Origin of the sequence: Sorangium sp. So ce131, assembly GCF_051519095.1 — a bacterium.
In the GTDB taxonomy this organism is placed as follows: Bacteria; Myxococcota_A; Polyangia; order Polyangiales; family Polyangiaceae; genus Sorangium.
The window spans coordinates 8,108,331-8,128,835 of sequence record NZ_CP150455.1 but is presented as its reverse complement, the minus strand read 5'-3'; the positions used below and the strand labels follow the sequence as shown (position 1 = coordinate 8,128,835).

General features: G+C 71.9%; 10 protein-coding genes. 4 read left to right on the top strand and 6 right to left on the bottom strand.

Annotation, left to right across the window (positions count from 1 at the left end; all coding sequences use genetic code 11):
• Nucleotides 1-117 precede the first annotated feature (117 nt).
• Nucleotides 118-5,982: a HAMP domain-containing protein gene (locus tag WMF43_RS29575; protein ID WP_437669690.1), complete on the bottom strand. Its 5,865-nt coding sequence runs from the start codon at nucleotides 5,980-5,982 to the stop codon at nucleotides 118-120.
• Between the two features lie 1,471 nt (nucleotides 5,983-7,453).
• Between WMF43_RS29575 and WMF43_RS29570 the strand changes: the two genes are divergently transcribed.
• Together WMF43_RS29570 and WMF43_RS29565 are read left to right on the top strand one after the other, a co-directional pair.
• The gene (locus WMF43_RS29570) at nucleotides 7,454-8,764 is read left to right on the top strand and encodes a mechanosensitive ion channel domain-containing protein (RefSeq protein WP_437669688.1); all 1,311 of its coding nucleotides are present in this window, start codon (nucleotides 7,454-7,456) and stop codon (nucleotides 8,762-8,764) included.
• Between the two features lie 407 nt (nucleotides 8,765-9,171).
• Nucleotides 9,172-10,293, top strand: a complete 1,122-nt coding sequence (locus WMF43_RS29565; protein WP_437669686.1) for a CBS domain-containing protein — start codon at nucleotides 9,172-9,174, stop codon at nucleotides 10,291-10,293.
• Nucleotides 10,294-10,874: 581 nt separating this feature from the next.
• Here WMF43_RS29565 and WMF43_RS29560 read toward each other — a convergent pair.
• The 4 genes from WMF43_RS29560 to WMF43_RS29545 form a co-directional block, all read right to left on the bottom strand.
• On the bottom strand, nucleotides 10,875-11,423 hold the full coding sequence (locus WMF43_RS29560; protein WP_437669684.1) for a hypothetical protein: 549 nt from the start codon (nucleotides 11,421-11,423) through the stop codon (nucleotides 10,875-10,877).
• A 10-nt stretch (nucleotides 11,424-11,433) separates the two neighbouring features.
• Entirely contained in the window at nucleotides 11,434-11,931 is a 498-nt protein-coding gene (locus WMF43_RS29555; RefSeq protein ID WP_437669682.1) for a YtxH domain-containing protein, read from the bottom strand.
• Nucleotides 11,932-12,305: 374 nt separating this feature from the next.
• On the bottom strand, nucleotides 12,306-12,884 hold the full coding sequence (locus WMF43_RS29550) for an OmpA family protein (protein WP_437684116.1): 579 nt from the start codon (nucleotides 12,882-12,884) through the stop codon (nucleotides 12,306-12,308).
• A 212-nt stretch (nucleotides 12,885-13,096) separates the two neighbouring features.
• Nucleotides 13,097-15,640 carry a PAS domain S-box protein gene (locus tag WMF43_RS29545; protein ID WP_437669680.1) on the bottom strand — a complete coding sequence of 848 codons (2,544 nt, stop codon included), beginning with the start codon at nucleotides 15,638-15,640 and terminating at the stop codon, nucleotides 13,097-13,099.
• A gap of 259 nt (nucleotides 15,641-15,899) precedes the next feature.
• Between WMF43_RS29545 and WMF43_RS29540 the strand changes: the two genes are divergently transcribed.
• Nucleotides 15,900-16,418 (top strand): hypothetical protein, encoded by a 519-nt coding sequence (locus WMF43_RS29540; protein ID WP_437669678.1) that lies wholly within the window; start codon nucleotides 15,900-15,902, stop codon nucleotides 16,416-16,418.
• A 171-nt stretch (nucleotides 16,419-16,589) separates the two neighbouring features.
• Here WMF43_RS29540 and mug read toward each other — a convergent pair whose 3' ends face one another.
• Entirely contained in the window at nucleotides 16,590-17,159 is a 570-nt protein-coding gene (mug, locus tag WMF43_RS29535) for a G/U mismatch-specific DNA glycosylase (protein WP_437669676.1), read from the bottom strand.
• 38 nt (nucleotides 17,160-17,197) lie between these two features.
• Here mug and WMF43_RS29530 point away from each other — a divergent pair, with 38 nt between their 5' ends.
• A complete protein-coding gene (locus WMF43_RS29530; RefSeq protein WP_437669675.1) occupies nucleotides 17,198-20,494 on the top strand; it encodes a hypothetical protein in 3,297 nt (1,098 codons plus the stop codon).
• Nucleotides 20,495-20,505 lie beyond the last annotated feature (11 nt).

Sequence of the window (20,505 nt, the reverse complement as noted above, 5' to 3'; positions counted from 1 at the left end):
GCGCACGCACCGGTGCAGAGACGCCACACTGAGGCATCGGTGCGACCCAGACGAACCGTGGTGAGGGGCAGGGGCGGGGCGCCGCGCGACGCCCCGAACAGCGAGGCGCCGGCGGACTCAGCGATGCAGCCAGATCCGGAGCAGCGCGAGCAGCTGCTCCGTGTCGACCGGCTTCGAGATGTAGTCGGTCGCGCCCGCCTCGAGGCACTTCTCCCGGTCGCCCTTCATCGCGCGCGCCGTGACGGCGATGATCGGCAGCGTCTGGAAGGCGGACCGTTTGCGGATCGCGCGCATGGTGTCGTATCCGTCCATCTCCGGCATCATGATGTCCATGAGGACGACGTCGATCCCGCTCGTCTTCTCCAGCCGCTCGATGGCGGCCCTGCCCGTATCGGCGGCGAGGGTGGTCATCCCGTGGCTCTCGAGGACGGTCTTCAGCGCATAGATGTTGCGGAAATCGTCGTCGACGATCAGCGCGCACTTGCCGGACAGCGCGGCGGTCGACTCGTGGAGCTGCTCCACGATCTGCCGCTTCGGCTCCGGCAGGTCCGACACCCGGCGGTGCAGCGCGAGCGCGACCTCGTCGAAGAGCCGCTCCCTCGACTGGACGTGCTTCACGGGCAGCCGCTGCGCCAGCCGGGCGATCTGCACCTCGTCGTCCCCGGCGATGTCGGCCGGCGTGTACACGATCGCGGTCAGATCGGCGAAGCGCCCCGCGCGGTCGAGGTGCTCGATCAGATCGAAGCCCGGCATGTCGGGCAGGCGCAGCCCGAGCACGACCGCCTCGAACGGCTCGCGCTCGACCACATCGAGCGCCGCCTTGCCCGTGCGCACGCAGGACATCGTCACCTCGTCGTCCCCGAGCAGATCGGCCACGGGATCGCCCGCGCCCGCCTCCGGCTCGACGAGGAGCAGCCGGCGCCGCTGCGTGCCGACCAGCGCGCCGAGCCGCGCGAACGCGTCGTCGAGCGCCGTCCTGCTGCTCAAGGGCTTGTTGAGCAGCCCGATCGCGCCCATCCGCCGCGCGCGTGACCGCTCCTCCTCCGTCTCCGTCGTGATCACCTGGACGGGGATGTGCCGCGCCGCCAGATCGCGCTTCAGGCAGTCGAGCACGCGCCACCCGTCGATGTCCGGCAGGTTGATGTCGAGCGTGATCGCCACCGGCTTGAGCTCCCGCACGAGCGAGAGGGCGGTCGCGCCTCGGACCGCCACGACCGCCTTGAAGCCGTGCTCCCGCGCGACGTCCACGAGGAAGCGGGCGAAGATCGTGTCGTTCTCCACGATCAGGAGCGTGCGGTCGCCGGGGCGGACGTTCTCGCTGTCGTCGATGATCTGGACGTCCACGAGCCCCGACATGCGGTCCGACTGCCGGCTGCTGTGGACAGACTCCTCGGCGACCGGCGTGGGGGCGTCGAGGACGTTCGACGGCTGCCGCCGCGCCACCGCGCGCACGGGCCGGTAGGTGCGCGGCAGGTAGAGCGTGAACGTGCTTCCGCGGCCCGGCACGCTGATCAGCCCGAGATCGCCGCCGAGCATACGCGCGATCTCGCGGCTGATCGCGAGCCCGAGCCCGGTGCCGCCGTACTTGCGGCTCGTGCTCCCGTCCGCCTGCTGGAACGCCTCGAAGATGATCTGCTGTTTGTCCGGCGCGATCCCGATGCCCGTATCGTGCACGGACAGCGCGATCACCATGTCGGTCCGGCTGAGCACTTCGTTCTCAGGGCTCCACCCTTCGCGGGCGACCGTCACCTCGAGCACCACCTTGCCGCGCTCGGTGAACTTGAAGGCGTTCGAGAGCAGGTTCTTCAGCACCTGCTGAAGCCGCTTCGCGTCGGTGAGGATCGACGGCGGCAGCTCCGGCGCGAAGGCGAGCTCGAACTCCAGCTTCTTCGCCTCGGCGACGTGCCGGAACGTCCGCTGGACGTAATCCGAGAGATCCTTGAAGCTGATCTCGCCCACGTCGACGACCACGGTGCCCGACTCGATCTTGGAGAGGTCGAGGATGTCGTTGATGAGCGCCAGCAGATCGGTCCCCGAGGCGTGGATCGTCTTCGCGAACTCGACCTGACGCGCCGTGAGGTTCTGGTCGTTGTTCCTGGAGAGCTGGTCCGACAGGATGAGCAGGCTGTTCAGCGGCGTCCTGAGCTCATGGGACATGTTGGCCATGAACTCCGACTTGTACTTGGAGGTGAGGGCGAGCTGCCGCGCCTTCTCCTCGAGCGCCTGGCGCGCCTGCTCGACCTCGCGGTTCTTCCGCTCGACCTCGACGTTCTGCTCGGCGAGCAGCCGCGCCTTCTCGCCGAGCGCGGCGTTCGTCTCCTGGAGCTCCTCCTGCTGGCTCTGGAGCTCGCGCGCGAGCGACTGGGACTGCTTGAGCAGGTCCTCGGTGCGCATGTTCGCCTCGATCGTGTTGACCACGATGCCGATCGACTCGGTGAGCTGATCGAGGAACGCCTGGTGCGTCGGGCTGAAGCGCTCGAGGGACGCGAGCTCGATCACGGCCTTCACCTGCCCCTCGAAGAGCACGGGCATGACGATGATGTTGACCGGGGGCGCCTCGCCGAGGCCGCTCGTGATCATGATGTAGTCGGGCGGCGCGCTGACGAGGAGGATCTTCTCCTTCTCGAGCGCGCACTGGCCGACGAGCCCCTCGCCCAGCTTGAACTGGTTGTCCACGTGCTTGCGCTGCTTGAACGCGTAGCTCGCGAGCAGCTTCAGGACGGGCTCTTCCCGGGACGAGTCCATGATGTAGAAGACGCCCTGCTGCGCCGTCACGACGGGGGCGAGCTCGGAGAGGATGAGCCGGCCGACGGTGAGCAGATCCTTCTGCCCCTGGAGCATGCGCGAGAACTTGGCGAGGTTGCTCTTGAGCCAGTCCTGCTCGCTGTTCTTCAGCGTCGTGTCCTTGAGGTTCCGGATCATCTCATTGATGTTGTCCTTCAGCGCCGCGACCTCGCCCTGCGCCTCGACCTTGATCGACCGGGTGAGGTCGCCCTTGGTCACGGCGGTGGCGACCTCGGCGATCGCGCGCACCTGGGTCGTGAGGTTCGCCGCGAGCTGGTTCACGTTGTCGGTGAGGTCCTTCCACGTGCCGGCCGCGCCGGGGACGCTCGCCTGCCCGCCGAGCTTGCCCTCGACGCCGACCTCGCGCGCCACCGTGGTCACCTGATCCGCGAACGTCGCGAGCGTCTCGATCATGCCGTTGATCGTGTCGGCGAGCGCCGCGATCTCGCCCTTCGCGTCGACGACGAGCTTGCGCTTGAGATCGCCGTTGGCGACCGCGGTCACGACCTTGGCGATGCCGCGGACCTGGTTGGTCAGGTTGCCCGCCATCGAGTTCACGTTGTCGGTGAGGTCCTTCCAGGTGCCTGCGACGCCGCGGACGTCGGCCTGTCCGCCGAGCTTGCCCTCCGTGCCGACCTCGCGTGCGACGCGGGTGACCTCGGAGGCGAAGGAGTTGAGCTGATCGACCATCGTGTTGATGGTGTTCTTGAGCTCGAGGATCTCGCCCTTGACGTCGACGGTGATCTTCTTGGAGAGGTCGCCGTTGGCGACGGCGGTGGTGACGGCGGCGATGTTGCGCACCTGCGAGGTGAGGTTGCCGGCCATCGAGTTGACGGAGTCGGTGAGGTCCTTCCAGGTGCCTGCGACGCCGCGGACGTCGGCCTGCCCGCCGAGCTTGCCCTCGGTGCCGACCTCGCGGGCGACGCGCGTCACCTCGGAGGCGAAGGAGCGGAGCTGATCGACCATCGTGTTGATGGTGTCCTTGAGCTCGAGGATCTCGCCGCGGACATCGACGGTGATCTTCTTGGAGAGATCGCCGTTGGCGACGGCGGTGGTGACGGCGGCGATGTTGCGCACCTGGGCGGTGAGGTTGCCGGCCATCGAGTTGACGGAGTCGGTGAGGTCCTTCCAGGTGCCCGCGACGCCGGTCACCTCCGCCTGCCCGCCGAGCTTGCCCTCGGTGCCGACCTCGCGCGCGACGCGCGTCACCTGGGCCGCGAAGGCGCTCAGCTGATCGACCATCGTGTTGATGGTGTTCTTGAGCTCGAGGATCTCGCCCTTGACGTCGACGGTGATCTTCTTGGACAGGTCTCCCGTGGCGACGGCGGTGGTGACGGCGGCGATGTTGCGCACCTGGGCGGTGAGGTTGCCGGCCATCGAGTTGACGGAGTCGGTGAGGTCCTTCCAGGTGCCTGCGACGCCGCGGACGTCGGCCTGTCCGCCGAGCTTGCCCTCGGTGCCGACCTCGCGCGCGACGCGGGTGACCTCGGAGGCGAAGGAGTTGAGCTGATCGACCATCGTGTTGATGGTGTTCTTGAGCTCGAGGATCTCGCCCTTGACGTCGACGGTGATCTTTTTGGAGAGGTCGCCCGTGGCGACGGCGGTGGTGACGGCGGCGATGTTGCGCACCTGGGCGGTGAGGTTGCCGGCCATCGAGTTGACGGAGTCGGTGAGGTCCTTCCAGGTGCCTGCGACGCCGCGGACGTCGGCCTGTCCGCCGAGCTTGCCCTCGGTGCCGACCTCGCGGGCGACGCGCGTCACCTCGGCCGCGAGCGAGCTCAGCTGATCGACCATCGTGTTGATGGTGTTCTTGAGCTCGAGGATCTCGCCCTTGACGTCGACGGTGATCTTCTTGGAGAGGTCCCCTTTCGCGACGGCGGTGGTGACGGTCGCGATGTTGCGCACCTGGGCCGTCAGGTTCGACGCCATCGAGTTGACGGAGTCGGTGAGGTCCTTCCAGGTGCCCGCGACGCCGCGGACGTCGGCCTGTCCGCCGAGCTTGCCCTCGGTGCCGACCTCGCGTGCGACGCGGGTGACCTCGGAGGCGAAGGAGTTGAGCTGATCGACCATCGTGTTGATGGTGTTCTTGAGCTCGAGGATCTCGCCCTTGACGTCGACGGTGATCTTCTTGGAGAGGTCGCCGTTGGCGACGGCGGTGGTGACGGCGGCGATGTTGCGCACCTGCGAGGTGAGGTTGCCGGCCATCGAGTTGACGGAGTCGGTGAGGTCCTTCCAGGTGCCTGCGACGCCGCGGACGTCGGCCTGCCCGCCGAGCTTGCCCTCGGTGCCGACCTCGCGGGCGACGCGCGTCACCTCGGAGGCGAAGGAGCGGAGCTGATCGACCATCGTGTTGATGGTGTCCTTGAGCTCGAGGATCTCGCCCTTGACGTCGACGGTGATCTTCTTGGACAGGTCGCCCGTGGCGACGGCGGTGGTGACGGCGGCGATGTTGCGCACCTGGGCGGTGAGGTTGCCGGCCATCGAGTTGACGGAGTCGGTGAGGTCCTTCCAGGTGCCTGCGACGCCGCGGACGTCGGCCTGTCCGCCGAGCTTGCCCTCGGTGCCGACCTCGCGGGCGACGCGGGTGACCTCGGAGGCGAAGGAGCCGAGCTGCTCGACCATGGTGTTCACCGTCTTGGCGGTCCGCAGGAACTCGCCGTCGAGCGGCCTGCCGTCGACCTCGAGGGCCATCATCTGCGAGAGGTCACCCTTGGCGACGGCCCCGATGACACGCGCCGTCTCGGCGGTCGGGTGCACGAGATCGCCGATCAGCGCGTTCATGCACGCGATCTGGTCGGCCCACGAGCCGCTCACCTCGCCGATGAAGGCGCGCTGCGAGAGCTTGCCCTCCTTGCCCACCACGCGGCTCAGGCGGTGGAGCTCCTTGGCCAGCTTGTCGTTGAGCTCGACGACGTCGTTGAAGGTGTCCGCGATCTTCCCGTCGAGCCCGGCCCAGTCGAGGGGCAGCCGCACCGAGAAGTCGCCCTTCTTGAGCGCGGTCAGCGCGAGCAGCAGCTGGCGTCGGTCGAGCGCGTCGCCCTCGACGACGTGCGGCGCGGCCCGCGCCCCGTCGGCCGAGGGGGCCCTCTTCGCCCGGACGGCGCCGTGCGACCTCTGTTCAGGAGCGCCCTTCTTGCTCTTGCCGTTGACAGCCCTCGCCTTGCGGGACGTCTTGTCGAGGTCGCTTCGCTGCTCCATGCGGCTGTTCTCCTGACCCGTCCTGCCCGGCGGGGTCGATCGGGTCGATCTGTTGGAGGAAATGAGGGCGCGCGCCGGGCATGGCGGTGCCCCGGCGCGCGGTCGTCGGTCTGGCCAGGTATCCAGGCGCACCCCGTGGGCGCCCTGCTCCCATGGCGAGGTATCGAGAGGACCACGCGACGAGAGGCCGTCTCGCCTTGAGGGCGGAGGCGTCGATCGGCGCGGGCTGCCGCGGGCTGGAGGGGCGAGGCGCCCGCTGCCCGACTGAAAAGATTCCGCCGGGTCCCATCGATGGGTTGGCTCTCGGGCACGGTGGCCATGCGCGTCCGCACGCACCGCGCGGTAGCATGCGTTCGTATACTACGCAGGCGCGCAGCCGGGCAAGCGCCGCGGCCGCGCGCCCCGCGGCATGACGCGTCGCGCGCAGCCCACGGGGCGACCTTCGTGTGCTGCGGCGGTGGGCCCTCGAGGCCGGCCTGATGGAGGTGATCGCGGGGCGCGCGGGGCGCAACACGTGCGCGAGGCGCAGCGCGTGCGCGCGGTGTGCCGTGTCAGGCCACGTCGGTCTTCGGGGGGCGCGGGACCGCTCTCGGCCTCTTTCGCGGCGAGACGATACAGTAGCGCCCGGCCTCCGACGAGAGCTTCTCGTGGATCCCGGACTCCGTGACCTCCCGTGCAGGCCTGATCGGCGGCAGCCACCGCGACACGTTGGCGAGGCACGACGGGCGCTCGGTGGGGGGTGTGGCGTGTTGGTGAGGCCGCTCAGCGCCGTGAGGCCGTTCCGCCGGTGCGCCCTGAGGCCGCTCCGAGACGTGTGACCGCTCCGGCACCGGGCTGTGGGACCGCTCCGGGGGCGCGCTGTGGGAGCGCTCCGGCACCGGGCTGTGGGACCGCTCCGGGGGCGCGCTGTGGGAGCGCTCCGGCACCGGGCTGTGGGACCGCTCCGGGGGCGCGCTGTGGGAGCGCTCCGGCACCGGGCTGTGGGACCGCTCTGCCGGGCTGTGCGGCGGAACCTCGGACGGCGAGCCGTGGTGGGCCTCGGCGCCGCTCTGCGCTGGCAACATGCCGGAGGATGCCCGCCGCTTGGCGGTGGTCGCGGCGATCCGGAGGCGGAGGTCCTCGACATGCTTCGCGAGGCGCTCCGTCTCCTCCGTGAGCCGCGTGAAGTCATCGACCTGGCATCTGCGCTCTGACATAAACGAGGTCCTTTGCTGTTACTTTCAGCTGAGCTCGACTCTCTGGATTGCATCATTGCACGACACATGCCGCGCCGCGGGAGGTCCGTTGAGTAGGACGTACAAGGCGGAACTGTGCACGCGTGTGGCGGATTGTCGCAGCGTGGCAAGGTTGCCTCCACGCGGGTCGCGCGACCTCGTCAGCAAGCCCGAATTGTTGCGGATCTCCGGCGGGTAGGACCGGGGGCGTGGAGGGCGGCACGGCGCGTGCCGTACCGCGGCGCGACAAACGGTGGATGAGTCCGGTGGACATCGCGTCACGGACCGTCCTGCCGCGCTCGCGCGTGCGCAGCGAGGTGTTCCCGGCTTCCGGGCGCTCCAGCCTGCCGCTGCGCGCGGCGCTGATTGAAGGAGCAGACCTGATGCAGCACTACCCCCTCGAATCGTTCCTCGCTCGGCTCGGAATGCCGACCGGCGGCGTCTGGCAGTGGCTTCTCGTCGCCGCGAGCATCCCGATCGGCCTCGGGGTCGCCCGGCTCATCGTGGCCGTCTTCCGGAGCATCGGCTCCGCCATCGTGCGGAGGACGTCGACGCCGTGGGACGAGAAGACGCTCGACGCGTCGATCGGCCCGCTGACGTTGTGTCTCGGGGTCGTCCTGACGGCGAACCTGGCCCGGCTGACGCGGCTCGGGCACGAGCTCGTGAAGGACGTGGCGCCGCTCCTCTCGGCGCTGTTCGTCGGCGGCGTGGCCTGGTTCCTCATGCGCGTCGTGGGGATCCTCTCGGACGTGCTGGACGCGCGCGCCCTGCGGCACCTCGCCGAGGGGAGCGAGTCGTCCCGGGGGCTCCGGACCCAGGCGCGCGTGCTCTCGCGGGTGGCGCGGGTGATCATCGTGGTCGTGACGGGCGCGCTCGTGCTCCTGAACTTCGAGTCGGTGAGGAACGTCGGCGTCTCGCTGCTCGCGTCGGCCGGCATCGCGGGCGTGGTGCTGGGCCTCGCCGCGCAGAAGCCGGTCGGGGCGATCCTGTCGGGCCTCCACATCCTGTTCACCCGCGTCGTCGACCTCGGCGACAAGGTGGTGGTGGACAAGGAGTTCGGGACCGTCGAGGAGATCCGGCTCACCCACGTGGTGTTGAAGCTCTGGGACGAGCGCCGGCTCATCCTCCCGACGTCGCGGCTGCTCGACCAGTCGTTCGAGAACTGGACGAAGGGCGGCTCGGAGAAGCTCGGCACCGTCGAGATCTACGTGGATTACCGCACGCCGGTGGACGCCGTGCGCCAGCGCTTCGAGTCCATCCTGCCGAACAGCGAGCTCTGGGACGGCCGCGTGAAGGCCGTCCAGGTCACGAACGTGACGGAGCGCACCATCGAGGTGCGGTTGCTCGTGTCCGCCAGCGATTCGGGCAAGCTCTTCGATCTGCGCTGCTGGCTGCGCGAGGAGATGCTCCGCTGGGTCCGGGAGCTGGAGGAGGGAGTGTACCTGCCGCAGGAGCGCTTCACCCGGGCGTCGCCGCTCACCGAGGCCGACGAGCGCCGCGGCCCGGCGTCGGGCCGCGGGCCGCGTCGGGTCGGTTCGAACGACGGCGTTGCAGATGTGGCGAGGTGACGGGCCGCTACGTAGCGAAACGCCACACCGCGACATCCCGGCATGTCGCGAATCGGCGGGCGCGCTGGGTGGACCGCTCGTCGTCCCGCAGCGAGATCCGTGACGTGGATCGCATCCCGTCGCTGTCGCGACACCTTGGGAGGCGCGGACAGGCACTTTGCCGGGTCCGCGCCTTTGCCTTTCCCGCGCAGCGACCGCCTGCGGGCGGGTGCGTGACGCACCGGCCCCGGAGCAGGAAAGCGGCATGTGTTTTGCAGCAAGTACAGAAAGATCCAGCAAAATTCCCGTCAGCTGCCGACCGCGTGACGAGGTTCTCGCTGCGCCCCTGGGGGAGGGGGCGATGGCACTTCGACCTGTTCCTACCGCTCTGCCCAGGGGCCTGCGCGAGCATCCAGGAGCATCACGCCATGAATTGGGTCATCAAGGTCACGCGGATTGGCGGTATCGAGGTGGTTGCGCACGCGGCGTTCGGCCTGCTCATTCCTCTTGGCGCGCTCCAGTGGGGGGCGCGGCACGGGGGGAGCGGCGCGCTGTTCGGCTGCGCGCTCGGCGCGGCGTTGCTCGCCTGTGTGGCGCTCCACGCGCTCGTGCAAGGGCTGGTGGCGAGGCGGCTCGGTCTCCGGCTGAGCGAGGTCATGCTCTCGCCGCTCGGCGCGGTCGCGAGCCGTTCGCGCCGCGGCGCGGGGCTCGCGCAGAGCGGCCTTGTCGCTCTTGCGGCGAACGTCGTCCTCGCGGTGGTGTTCTTCATGATCGTCGGCGCCCGGCACGGTGGGGGCGAGCTCCCCTGGATCTCCGTGCTCGAGGCGGTCGAGGCGCCCTCGCGCGAGACCGCGTTCGTCTGGATCGCGAGCGCGAACCTCGGCATTGCCCTGCTCGGCCTGATCCCCGCGTTGCCGCTCGAGGGAGGCCGGGTGTTGCGCGAGGCGCTCTCGCCGCTCACGGGCACGTGGCTCGCGACGTCGGTGCCCGCGACGTTCGGTCAGGCGATGGCGGCGGTATTGTTCTTCGTCGGCCTGTTCGGCGGCCACGCGCTGCTCTGCGTCCTGTCGGCGCTCCTCTTCGTGGGCGCGAGGCGCGAGTGGAGCGCCGCGCAGGCGGTGATGGCTCCGTCGGAGGCCCCGCCCGACCATCGTCCGCTCGAGGGCAGGGTCGTCCAGCTCTGGCCTGGCGAGCTGGTGAGCGACGCTGCGCACCGCGTCCTCGCGAGCCACGAGCCCGACTTCCCGGTCGTCTACGAGGATCGCGTGATCGGCATCGTGACGCGCACCGACGTGATGCGCGCGCTGGCGGCCGGGGAGGGGGGCTCGTTCATCGCTTGGATCATGCGATGCGACGTGCCCCGGGTGGCCGCCGACGTCTCGCTCGACGAGGTGGGCCGGACGATGGTGCAGAAGAACACGCCCGTCGTCGCCGTCTTCAACGGCGAGAGCTACCTCGGCCTGGTGAAGCACTCGGACATCGCCGGCGCCCTCCTGCGTGGTCGGGGGGGGAGGCTGGGGCGCGTCGGCCTCGTGCCACAAGCCGGGTAGCCCGGCCCGAGGAGGGGGTGGTCGTGGAGCGGGGCGGGGGCCCCGCCGAACTCGTGGAACAGCCATGAACCTCCGGCTGCGCCGGAGGCTCATGGCCGTTCCACTCAGACATCGGCCCATCCCCCGCCCCGCTCCACGACCACCCCCTCCTCGGGCCTACCGCCGTCACAAATCGACGAGGCCGCGGCCCATCTTGAAAGTGAAAGGGGGTTGTTCGACGTGGCGCAGGCTATCGTTGGCTGGACTCGGCCCCTCCTGACCGCTGGAGCGCCTGCGGGCGGGGTCGCGCGGCGGGGGCGGGGGGCGCGCCGAGCACCGACCGAGGTACCATAAGGCTTCAGGGGGCTCGAGGCTGCAGGCGCGCCTTGTGTGGCGCGCAACGAAACGCCTCAGCTGGCAAGGCCCGAAGGGAGACATGCCGGGCGGTGTTCCCAGCGCAAGCTCCCTCGTCCCAGTCTTGCCGAATGGCCAGCGCCCCCCGCCCCCGCCGCGCGACCCCGCCCGCAGGCGCGGCCCCGTGGAAAGGGCGGAGGGCTGACCGTGATTAACCGAACGAGTGAGCCAGTCAGTCAGTCAGTCAGTCAGTCGTTGCGCACGAAGTTGAGCTTGAAGGAGACCACGAGCACGAGCGCGTCCTGACTGATGCGCCGCTTGCCCCAAGCAACCCCGATGTGAAGCCCATCGATCGGCTCGAGGTTGGAGGGCAGCTTCACGGTGTTCGTGAGCGTCTTCGTGAAGTTCCACTCCGGCTTCTTGTTCGCGAGCGCCGCGTTCACCGCCTTCATGATCGTGTGATCGATGAGCGAAGGGATCCCGCGGATGTCCGCCTCCTCGAGCTCCACGTTGAACGCGAGGACGTTCCCCTTGTTCCTCTCGATGATCTCAGGGGAAATGAGGACCTTGAGCTGATCCAGCTTGATCGAGGGGTTCACCCCCGCGATGGACCACTTCAGCTCCGCAGGACAGCTGACGCGCAAGCCCATGTCCTCGAGCAAGGTGATCTCCGTCGCCTTGTCGAGGTAGAGCCAGCGGTCCGTCTTGTCGTCATCGTCGAGGTGAATCTTGACAGGAAGGAACTCGCCCAGAATCTGGGCGAGATCCTCCCGCGTGATGATGGCTTCTAGCCACACGGCCGGCGCCTCAGCTCAGGTGATGACCGCTCTCGCCGCCCTGGCGCCCACCCTCGAGCCCGTACATCGAGTTCCCAGGGGCCGCCTCCGACGAAGAACCCGCGCCCTTCACCGCGTCGACCGCGCCGCTCACCTTCTCCTGGACCTTGCGCTCGGCCTGATCGAGACCGCGGCCCGCCTGGCGCTTCATGCCGTCAAGGCGGTTCAGGATGTCGCGGCGCAGGGCCTCGCCCGAGGTCGGCGAGAGGAGCATGGCCACGCCCGCGCCCACCACGATGCCGGCACCCAGGATCGCGAGCGTGCTGAAGGGGCTCCGCTTGCGCGCCAGCCCGACCCAGCCGAGCACGTCGTCGAAGCCGATCGCGCCGATCGTCGCGGCGACACCGGCGACCGCCTTCGCGACGTCCAGCGCCGTCGTCTTGGCGCCCACGGCGGCGACACCCGCGCCGTCCTTGGCGGTCTCGTAGACAACCTTCGCAGTCCCCACGGCATCATTCAGTTTCGTCATGGCCCTTGTCTCCTTGGGTGGCGGACGTGGCGTCCACCGGTTCGTGCCGGGAGACATTGCATGCGCTGGACCAACCGGAAGAGCGCGCCGGACGACCGCAGGCCACGGACACAGCGGGCGCCGTCCGTGGCGAGCCCGTGACGAAATGCCACAGCTGTCGTGGCGCGCCTCGGGCGCGTGATGCCGCGCGCCACACGGGCGCGAGCCCACGACGCCGCGCGCGGCCAGGACGCAGGCCCAGCGCAGGGCGCGACGCCGTCGACAACGGAAGAGGAGAGGGCCGGACGAGCGAGCGCCGGGGGAAGAGCGGGGAAGAGGGAGATGAAGGGAAAAACGCCCCGCGCGGGCGCGCGCAGCGCAGGAGGGGCGGGGGGCTAGCGGCCTCGACCCGGGGCGTGGACCACGCCGAGCAGCACGACGTCGACCCTGCGATCGTAGCCATAGGAGTACATCGGCTGCGTGCCGACCGCCTCGGCGGCGCCGGTCGAGCGCGTCGAGATGCGCTCCGCAGGGATCCCCTCCTTCACGAGGAGCTCCTTCACCCGGTCGGCGCGACGCTGCGCGAGCTGTTGGTTGTAGGCCGCCGTCCCGCGCGGATCGGCCCGGCCGACGAGCTCTATCCTCGCGTTGCTCAGGTTCGAGGAGCGCAGGCAGTCGACGACCGCCCGGAGCTCCTGGTGCTCCTGCGGCAGCGGCTCGGCGGAGTCGAAGGCGAAGTTCGTCTTCGGCAGGCGGCAGACATCCGCGAGGTCCGCCCCGAGGGTCAGCCCGATGTACCGGAACTCTCCCTCCCTCAGATCAGGCCAATCGACCTTGTAGACCCCATCCGGGCCAGGGTTCGGCAGCCGCGGCTCGGCCTGCGCCGGCTCGGGCGGCGGGGCCGACGCGCACGCGCACAAGAGCGAAAGCACAAGCGCGCCCAGGGACAACCTGGGCAGGTTGAACGTTGTCATCACGAACACCCTCCTTTCGCGGTGAACGGCTCGATGGAGAGCGACATGACGCGAGAAGAGCAAAGGGGCAGCGCTCCCCCGGACTCGCCCTCACCGGCGCTCACTTCGTTTCAATCCACCTGGGTTCTTCGGGTGTGTTCAAACTTCGTGCCGGGCCCGCGTCGCGGCGCAACGGCCCCGCGGCGCGGCGCGGCGCGGCGATCTCGGCAGGATCAACCCGGCACGGAGGGCTCGCGGGCCTCGATCTTCGGCCAGGTGAACCGGAACGTGGCGCCGGCGCCGACGGCGGACTCGACCCACGCGCGCGCGCCCTTGCTCTGCACGATCTTCTGCACGACCGACAGGCCGATGCCGGTGCCCTCGACCTTGTCGCGCGCCTTCAGCGTCTGGAAGATGCCCCAGATGCGGTCGTGGTACTCGGGCGCGATGCCCGAGCCGTTGTCGGAGACCGAGAACTCCCAGTACGGGCCGGCGTCGCGGACGCCGATCCGGACCTCCGGGTCGGCGCGGCCCGCGTGCTTCAGCGCGTTGCTGATGAGGTTCAGGAACGTCTGCTGGAGCGGCGTGCGCTCGGTGACGACGACGGGCATGTCGGGCGCGATCTCCACGCGCGTCTCCGGCGGGGGCGCGAGCAGCTCGACGATCTCCCGGAGCAGCTTGCCGACGTCGATCGCGTCGGGCTTCTCGCGGATGCGACCCGCGCGCGAGTAGCTGAGGATGCCGTCGATCAGGTTCTCGAGCCGGTGGACGCGGCCGCGGAGCAGATCGAGCTGCTTCCGGCTCTCGTCCGTCATCTTGTCGTTCAGGTCCTCCTCGATCCACTGCGACAGGTTGGCGATGCCGCGCAGCGGCGCCTTGAGGTCGTGGCTCGTGACGTACGCGAACTGGTCGAGCTCCTTGTTGCTGCGCTCGAGCGCCTGGACGAGCCGCTGCCGCTCCTCCTCGGCGCGCTTCTGGTCGTCGATGTCCGTGTACGTGCCGAACCACCGGACGATGCGGCCCGACCCGTCGCGCGCGGCGACCGCCCGGCCGATGAACCACCGGTAGGCGCCGTCGGCGCGCCGGAGCCGACACTGGCTCTCGTACGGCTCGCCGGTGCGGAGCGCCTGCCGCCACGTCTCGATCGCCCGCTCGTGCTCCTCGGGGTGCAGCATGCGGCTCCAGCCCTCGCCCGCGGTGTCCTCGGGGCTCATCCCCGTGTAGTCGTACCAGCGCTGGTTGAAGTACTCGTGGTGGCCGTCCGGGCGGTTCGTCCACACGAGCTGCGGCATCGTCTCGGCGAGCAGCCGGAACTGCGCCTCGCTGTGCTTCAGCTCCTCCGCGAGCGTCTCCACCTCCTTGCGGACGGTGACCTCGCGCTCGAAGAGCAGCGCGTTCTCGACGCTGAGCGCGGCGCGCCGGGCGAGCTCCTCGGCGAACTGCACGTCGGCCTTCGTGTAGCGCCGGCCCGACTCCGCCTGCACGAGCGTCATCGCGCCGAGCACGCGCCCGCGCGCGGCCAGCGGCACCACGACGGCCGAGCGGAGGCCGAGCTCGCGGGCCATCCGGAGGTGCTCCTCGTCGCGCGTGCTCGCGACGAGCACGGCGTCGGTGATCTCGGGCGTCCACTCGGTCTCGCCGGTCCGGAGCACGTTCGGCACGCCGCGCGAGGCGGCGGGATCGACCGGGTACCGCTCCTCGATCTGCTGCACGAGCTCGACCTTGCGCGGGTCGGTGTGCAGGACCGCGACGCGCTGGATGGCCCCGTCCTGGGCCTGGATGTCCACCGCGCACCAGTCGGCGAGGACCGGGACGACGAGCCGGGCGAGCTGCGCGAGCGTCTCGCGGAAATCGAGCGAGGACGAGAGGATCTCGCCCGCGCTCGCGAGCAGGCTGACGTTCGCCTCGGCGCGCTTCCGCTCGCTGATGTCGAGCACGTAGGTGAGGTTGCGCCGCTGCTTCTCCACGCGGGCCGAGCCGACGAGGACCGCCACGCGCGTGCCGTCCTTGCGGATGTACTCCTTCTCGAACTGCCGCGTGACGCCCTGGGCGCTGAGCTCCTGGATGGCGGCGTGGTGCACGTGCTCGTACTCCGGCGGGGAGAGCTGCTGCCAGGCGAGCACCCCCGCCTTGAGATCCTCGCGGGTGTAGCCGAGCATCGACAGGAAGGCGTCGTTCGCCTCGATCACCCGCCCCTCGTAGTCGCTGAAGAGCAGGCCCATCATGCTCGTGTCCATGATGCGGCGGAACACCTCGTCGCTCGCCTCGCGCTCGAGCTGGCGGAGCGCCGCCTCCTGGCGCTTGATCTGCTCGGCCCGGCGGTGCAGCTCGACGAAGACCGCGACCTTGGCGCGGAGGATGTCGGGGTTGAACGGCTTGACGACGTAGTCGACCGCGCCCTGGGCGTAGCCGCGATACAGCCGGTCTTCGTCCTCGGGCAGGCCGGAGATGAAGATAATCGGCGTGTGCCTGGCCTGATCGAGCCCCCTCACGCGGGCGGCCGTCTCGAAGCCGTCGATACCCCGCATCTTCACGTCCATGAGGATCAGCGCGAACTCCTCGCGGGCGAGGCGCTCGAGCGCCTCCTCGCCCGATTGCGCGGTGACGAGCCGCTGGCGCAGCGGATCGAGCACGGCCTCGAGGGCGAGCAGGTTCGGGCGGTGATCGTCGACGAGCAGAATGCTCGCGACCGGCTCGGAGGGAGCGGAAGGGAGCGAGGCGCCAGGCTGCGTGGCCTTCACCGCGTGAGGGCTCAGCGCTGGCTTGTGTTCGGGCATATCGAAGACGGTTAACGGCGCCCGGACCGTCTGGCAAGCGAAACTGGCGCTCCGGCGCTTCCAGCGCCGCCGCGACTGTCCAGCTTCCCCGCAGTCCGCGGCGCGGGGGGACCGCGGTCGCCACGCTGTGGTGATCTGTCACGTGCGGGGGCCCGGGCGGCGCGCGCGGGGGTCGCGCTGCGGGCCGCGGACGCCGGCTGCGCGGCCGGCCCGGCGCCTGGCATGAGGCCTGCTGAACCTGTCGGCGAGGGATCAGGGCATGCGATTCGGACCCAACCTGGCGTTACTTGTCGGTGCGCTCGCCGGCGGGCTCGCGCTCTCGGCGGCGAGCGAGGCGAACGCGGCGGACGGGGCGGGGCTCTTCGCCCTGCCGCCGAGCCGCCCCGCGCCGACCGACCGCGCGGCGACGCCTTCGCTGCCGCCCGAGACGTCTCCCGGCTCGGTCCTCCAGCTGGTCGAGCGTGCGATCGAGGTCATGGTCGCCCCGGACCCGGCGCACGTGCGCGTGGTCCCCCTCATGAGCCGAGGCGGCGGGGGGCTCAGCGTGGTGCTGCCGGTGTGCGAAGAGGGGTGTGCGCGGTACGCGACGCGCGGAGTCCTCCTCACCACGGCGCGGGGGCTTTCCGACTCGCCCTCGCCGCTCTCGTGGCTCACCGCGCTGGGCGGGCGCGGCGCGCGCGCGGTCATCGGCCCGCCGGGCCTCGCCGCGCTCCGGGAGGACGCCCGCAGCGCGCGCGCGAAGGTGCCTCAGGAGGAGGAGAACGCGCCGCCGGAGTGAGCGCGCCGGCGGGCGGGCCGGCGCGACCTCTCAGGGAGACCGCTTGTCGGCGGCGAGGGCTGCTGAGCTTGGGTTGGTGAGAGGTGCCGAGTCAGCGCAGGAGGGATATCGCGCGACCGGGGAAGATAACCCACCACGTCTCGGGACAGCGGGGCTCGTGGTCTGCGGCGCTCACGGCGAGCCGGCGGTTACGGCGACCGCCTCGCGCAGCGCGCGGAACATCGCCGCGAGGTGGCGCGGCTGGTAGCTGGCGTTGAGCCCGCTCGGGTTCGGCAGCACCCAGACCCGCGTCGCCCCGAGCACCTCCGGCTGCGGGCCGGGCGCGGCGCGGGGCCGCCCGAACGCGATCCTGTAGGCGACGAGGCCGAGCACGGCCAGGAACCGCGGGCGGTAGCGCCGCACCTTGGCCTCGAGCCGCAGCTTGCCTGCGGCGAGCTCGTCGGGCGACACCTCGTCCGCGGACGCGGTCGCCCGGTCCACGACGTTGGTGATCCCGTAGCCGAGCGCCAGGAGATCGCGCTCCTCCGACGGCGAGAGCACGCGATCGGTGAAGCCGCCGGCGTGCAGCGCCGGCCAGAACCGGTTGCCGGGGCGGGCGAAGTGGTGGCCGACGGCGGCCGTGTAGAGGCCAGGGTTGATGCCGCAGAACAGGACGACGAGGTCGGGCGCGATGACGTCCGGCACCGTCTTTCCGGCGGCGGCGAGCAGCTCTTCTTTCGTGGGGCGGCGAGGGGTGGACACGGGCGGCGCTGGACGGCGCCGCTGCAGAGGATACCGTCGTGCCTTCCCCGATGCTCGCGCGCGCCCTCGGTCTGCTCACGGCTCTGACGGCGTCCGCGGCCGTGGCCGCCTGTGCGCTCGCGCCGGCGGCCAGCCCGGAGCGCGACGGAGCGCGAAGGAACGGGGCCGGGGGCGCACGCTCGGCCTCCGGCGCGCCTGGTCCGGACGCGCCTGGCCCGGCCGAGTCCGGCCCCGCCGCGTCCGGGCCCGCCGCGTCCGGCGCACTGGGGGCGGGCGCCCGCTACTTCCATGGGACGGCGGACGGCACCTTCCGGGTGACCCACGGCGGACCGGCAGCGGCCGCCCAGGATCGCATCGTCGCGGGGGGCGCGCGGCTCGAGCTCGCGGGCGACGGTCGCGTCGTCGCGGCAGCCTGGGAGGCCGAGCTGTGGGCGGCCGGCGATCCGGTGATCGGATCGCTCGCGATCGCGCCCCGCCTCGGCGGCGGCTACCTGCACTGGACCCGGAGCCGGGCGTTCCGCTCGCGCGACTTCACCGGGCCGCTCGCGGAGGTGGCGCTCGGCGGCGGCGCGCGCGCCGTGCGGGGCGCGCGCAACGGCCTGCGGGACGTCGTGATCTTCACGGATCAGGGGCCGCGGGCGCTGCCGCCGGGCGAGGACCGGGGCCGCGCGCTCGAGGCGCCGGCCGTCCACGACCTCGCCGCGCTGGACGCGGCGCGCGCGGCGCGCCTCGACGTCTTCGGCCGCGCCGCGACCACGGTCGACGGCGGCGCGACGTGGATCGACGTGGGCCGCCGGATCGGGCTCGCCGCGCGCGGCCTCGGCGTCGCGCCGGACGCGCTCTCGATCGACACGGCGCTCGGGCGGGTGGCCGTCCTGCCGGACGGCTCGCTCGGGCGCCCCGACGGCGACGTCCGCGCGCCGTCCGCGGGCGGCGCGTTCGAGCTCGACGTCGAGGGCGCGCGCGACGGCGAGCGCGAGGCCGCCGCGTCGCGGGATCTCGCGCTGCTCGCCGCGGCCGTCTCCGCCGGCGCGCTCCTGCCGGACGGGACCGCGCTCGGCGTGCTCCCGGGCGGCGCCGCGCGGATCGACGCGCGCACGGGCGCGGCGCGCGAGCGCTCCGCGGGCTGGCTCCCGGACGGGCTCGCCTGCGCGCCCGCGCGCGCGGAGGACGGGTTGCTCTTCCTGTGCGCGTGGGACGACTACGAGGGCCACGGCAGCTTCGTCCTGCGCTCCGAGCGCGGCGAGCCGCCCCGGATCGAGCGCGCCTTCAGCGACGAGGGCTTCTTCGTCGCCGACGACGGCGGCGCCGTCGGCTTCGTCGGCGGCTGCGGCGCGGAGGAGCGCTACGTGAGCGACGAGGAGCGCGACCGTCGCTTCGGCGAGGTCGTCGTCCACCCGAGGATCTGCGTCCGGCGCGGTCCGGGCGCCTGGGTCGAGCGCGCGGCGTCGCTCGGGGGCGCGGAGGTGCTCGTCGGCTGGGCCCCGCGCCGGGACGGCGACGCGGTCGCGCTCGTGCGCGGCGAGCGCGACGCGCTGCCCGCGCCTGCCGGCGCCTCGCGGGTCCGCGACGAGGGGGGCGCGAAGGTCGTGCGGATCGCGCGGGATGTCCCCGGCTGGTACTGGACGCCGCCGTCGCGCGACGGCGCGCCGGTGCTCGTCGACCGGCGGCTGCGCGCGCGCGACGACGGGGGCGTCGACGCGTGGCTCTCGTCGGTCGAGTGGCCCGACGTGGTCCGGCGGGCGAGTCTGGGCGTCACGGTCGCGGCGGACGGCGCGGTCGAGCCCCACGTGCTGCCGCCCGATCCGGCGGGGATGGTGGTGACCGGCGATCACGGCGTGCTCGTGGGGCGCGGCGCGGAGCTCTACGAGACGCTCGATCACGGCCGCACGTGGCGCGCCGCCGGGCGCTCGCCGGTGCCGCCGTCGTCGTTCCAGGGCGCGTGCTCGGCGCTCGGCTGCGCGCTCTCCGGCGCGGTGCGGCTCGGCTGGGGCGCGGGCGACCTCGCGCCGGCCGTCTCCACCACGTGCGACGCGGCGGAGGCGCCGGGCGCGGGCGCCGCCCCGGGCGCGGCCGCGGCGGCGTGCTCGACCGGCGTCGGCAGCCCGCCGGAGCCGCCGGAGCCGCCGGAAGTGCTGCCGATGCTGTCGTGCGCGCCGGTCGGCCTCCCGGCGCCGCTGCCGGGAGGTGCGCCCGCGCTCGACGCTGACCGAGCGGTCGCGGCGACGGTTTACGGCGAGGCGATCGAGATCGTCGCCGACGCAGCGGGGCCCGCGCGCGAGGCGGCGGGGCCAGCGCGCGAGGCGGCGGGGCCAGCGCGCGAGGCGGCGGCGCTGGATGCGGCGACGCAGCCCGACGGAGCGACGCCGCCCCCGGGCGACGCGGCGCCGGCGAAGGGCGTCGCGCGGCGGACGCACAGCGTGCTGTTTCGCCCCCCGTTCGATCTGCGCGGCGAGGCGCTGCGGCTCGGCGCGACCGACCTCGCGCCCGGCGGCGGCCGCGGCGCCCAGCACGTCGCGTCGGTGCCGCTGCTCGCCGCGAGCGGCGAGGTCGCGCTGCTCGTGCTGACCGAGGCGACCGAGCTGCTGCTCCGCCCGCAGGGCGCGCGGGCGCTGCCGGCGTTCGAGCCGCGCCGGGGCGTCGCGGACGGCGCCGTCGGCGGGGCCTCGGGGCTGCTGCTCGGTCCGAGCAGCGCGCTCGTGCTCGGAGACCTCGGGCGCCGCGCGGCCCTCGAGGAGCACACGCCGGAGCCCCGGCAGCCCGCGCGCGTCGTGGGGCTCGATCGCGAGGAGCTGCGCGGCAGGCCGATGACGCTCGCCTTCCGCGACGACGGCGAGGCGGGCGTGCTGGTGCTCGACGGCGGGGCCCCCGAGGCCGCGGGGGCCGCGCCGCTCGATCGCGTCGCCGGCACGGTGGGCGAGGTGGTCGCGCTCGCGCCCTGGGCGACGTTGACCGAGGCGAACGATCCGCGCTGCCGCGCCATGACAGGGGCCTGGCGCGCGCTCGTGGCGATCGATCCCGCGGCCGCGCTGCGCCTCGACCACCGCGCGCTGCCGGCGATCGCGCTCGGGGATCAGGGCCTCGCGCAGGTGAGGTGGGGGCGGGAGCGCGTCTGCCTCGAGGCGCTGCACGTCGTGGTCTCCGACTCGAGGCGGCGCGGCGAGGCCGCCGTGAGCGCGGCGCTGGTCGCCCGGTGGGCGGCGCCGCGCGCTCCGGGAGGCGGCGCGGCGCGAGGCGACGCCGGCGCTGCTGGGGAAGGCGTGCTGAGGACGACGGCGATGGTGCAGCGGCTCGCGTGCTCGGCGGGGAGAGAAGCCCAGAGGGAGAACCGGTAGTCCTGGCTGTG